3 protein-coding genes are annotated in these 2,435 nt (G+C 61.0%); 2 read left to right on the forward strand and 1 reads right to left on the reverse strand.

Annotation, left to right across the window (positions count from 1 at the left end; all coding sequences use genetic code 11):
• The first annotated feature begins 49 nt into the window (after positions 1-49).
• Together AB4043_RS22470 and tsaE are read left to right on the forward strand one after the other, a co-directional pair.
• Complete coding sequence (locus AB4043_RS22470; protein ID WP_442300139.1) at positions 50-1,606, forward strand: NAD(P)H-hydrate dehydratase; 1,557 nt, start codon at positions 50-52, stop codon at positions 1,604-1,606.
• Positions 1,607-1,610: 4 nt separating this feature from the next.
• Positions 1,611-2,048, forward strand: a complete 438-nt coding sequence (tsaE, locus tag AB4043_RS22475; RefSeq protein WP_442300140.1) for a tRNA (adenosine(37)-N6)-threonylcarbamoyltransferase complex ATPase subunit type 1 TsaE — start codon at positions 1,611-1,613, stop codon at positions 2,046-2,048.
• A 184-nt stretch (positions 2,049-2,232) separates the two neighbouring features.
• Here the strand turns inward: tsaE and AB4043_RS22480 are convergent.
• Positions 2,233-2,435 (reverse strand): energy transducer TonB (locus AB4043_RS22480; RefSeq protein WP_442308151.1); only part of this gene is annotated, 203 nt, incomplete at its 5' end.

Below are 2,435 nucleotides of genomic sequence, written 5' to 3' on the forward strand. Positions count from 1 at the left end.
CTGCCCGTCCTCTGGACGAGCAGAGCTACACTGCATGGGCGTTTTTTGTATGAAGATTCTGACCGCAGAGCAGATGGGCGAGACCGACCGGCGCACCGCCGCCGAATTCGGCGTCTCCATGCAGGAGTTGATGGACAACGCCGGCGCCTCGGTCGCGCGCTTTGCGCTGCGACGTTATCCCGAGGCGCGCCGCATCGTCGTCCTCTGCGGCAAGGGCAACAACGGAGGCGACGGCTTCGTCGCTGCTCGGCGGCTGCACGCGGCCGGGCGAAAAGTCCAGGTGATCGTTCTGGCCACAGGTAAAAACGATCTGCGCGGCGACGCAGCCAACGCCTTCAGCGCACTGGACGCGCCGGTTACCTTCGCCACAGAAAGCATCACCCTTCCCGAAGCCGACCTCTACATCGACGCTGTGCTTGGTACCGGGTTCAAGCCTCCGATGCGCGGCCCGGCCTGCAATCTGCGGGAACAACTGATCCAGTTCGCAAAACCTGTTCTGGCTGTCGATCTCCCGTCGGGTTGGGATGCGGACTCGCACGAACCCACAGCCGGGGGTCCATTTCCCGCCGATTCTGTCGTGACCTTCACCGCACCAAAGCCGGCGCACATCTTCGGACAGATGAACCGGGATGGCGCCTTCGGTGCGGTCGCCGTTGCCCCGATCGGCTCACCCGCGGAATCTCTCCCAAAAACCGAGCTCACCTGGACCGGTTCCTCCAAAGCGCTGACCGAGACACCTCGCCCACTGAACAGCAACAAGGGGCGCTTCGGACACGTGCTGGTGCTTGGCGGCTCGCGTGGCAAGTCCGGCGCGGCCGCGATGGCTTCACTTGCTGCGCTACGTTCCGGTGCAGGACTGGTTACGGCCGCGGTGCCCGATTCTGTGCTCGACTCGGTGGCCCGCATCGCTCCCGAATTGATGTGCCGGCCGCTTCAAGAGATCGACGGACATGTTGCCCTGGCGAACTTTGAAACGCGCACGCAGTGGCTTGAGAAGATCAGCGTTCTCGCCATCGGTCCCGGTCTGGGAACCCAGCCGGAGACGACCGAGTTCGTCCGCCGTGCTGTGCTTAAAACGGCTCTTCCGGTCGTCATCGATGCCGACGCCCTTAACGCCTTTGCTGAAAAACCGGAGCTGCTGCGCGCGCAAGCCGGACGCGTGATGGTCCTGACACCGCACCCAGGCGAGATGGCCCGCCTTCTCGGCATCACCGTCAAGGAGGTAGAGGCCGACCGGATCGGCATCGCCCGTCATTACGCTACAGAACGCAATCTGACCCTGGTGCTGAAGGGCTGGCGGACTCTGGTGGCGCATCCGGATGGGGAGATCTCCATCAACACCACCGGCCACCCTGCAATGTCGAAGGGTGGGAGTGGAGACATTCTGACCGGCATCGTTGCGGCGATACTGGCGCAGCACCCCGATCACGTAAAAGATGCGGTCAACACCGCCATCTATCTGCACGGTCTCGCCGGCATGATGGCCGCGCGCAACCAGGACGAACATACGGTGCTGGCCACCGACACATTGGCCCATCTGAGCGACGCCTTCCGCTACCGCATTGCGGACGAAGACGGCCTCACCTGGGTTGGAGGACTTCGCTAGTTTCATGCTTGTAAAGAGATTCAAGACCCGCTCCGTAGAGGGCACGCTTGCACTTGGCCCGAACATGGCCGAGAAGTTGATGCCGACACCAAAGCTGATTCTGCTGCGCGGCGAGCTAGGCGCCGGAAAGACCACCCTGGTGAAAGGCATCGCTCAGGCACTGACCGGCGTTGATCCGGAGGAGGTCACCAGCCCCACCTTCACACTGGTGCATGAGTACGCAGGACCGAAGGTGCATTTGTATCATCTCGACCTTTACCGCTTGGAAAAGGAAGAAGAACTCGCGGCGCTTGGGATCGACGAGATGGCTTCGCAGCCTGATGCTCTTGTTCTGGTGGAGTGGGGCGATAAGTTTCAGAGCATGATTCAGCGCGCTAATGGACAGATCATGATGCGGGCGAATGAGTTGGATGAGCGGGAGATCTTTCTGGAGATTCTGTAGGACTGCTCTGAGTGGCACGAACTGGGTGCCCCACATACGCGAAGCTTATGTGGGCATTCGCGCAACGCGCGAACCGTCTTTTTATCTCATTCCCCATCTGCGGCCAAGCGAATAGCAACGCGGATCGAGCTCCGCTCGATACTCCCACATAAGCTTCGCGTATGTGGGGCACCCAGAGTATGGGCTAATTCGACTCCAGGGTGATGCACTCCCATCCACATCCGCCGGGATTTCTGCGCCGGTCGAAGTGGAAGTGTAGTTCCTGCTCGCTGCTGATGGGCCTGCCGTTCTTCGTTGCCGGATGAAAAACCCATTGCTGCACTGTGGCCAGAACCATCTGGTCGATCTGCGCTCCCATTCCTCTACGAGCGTGGACACGAGCAATGT

Source organism: Terriglobus sp. YAF25 (assembly GCF_052113305.1).
Classification (GTDB): domain Bacteria; phylum Acidobacteriota; class Terriglobia; order Terriglobales; family Acidobacteriaceae; genus Terriglobus.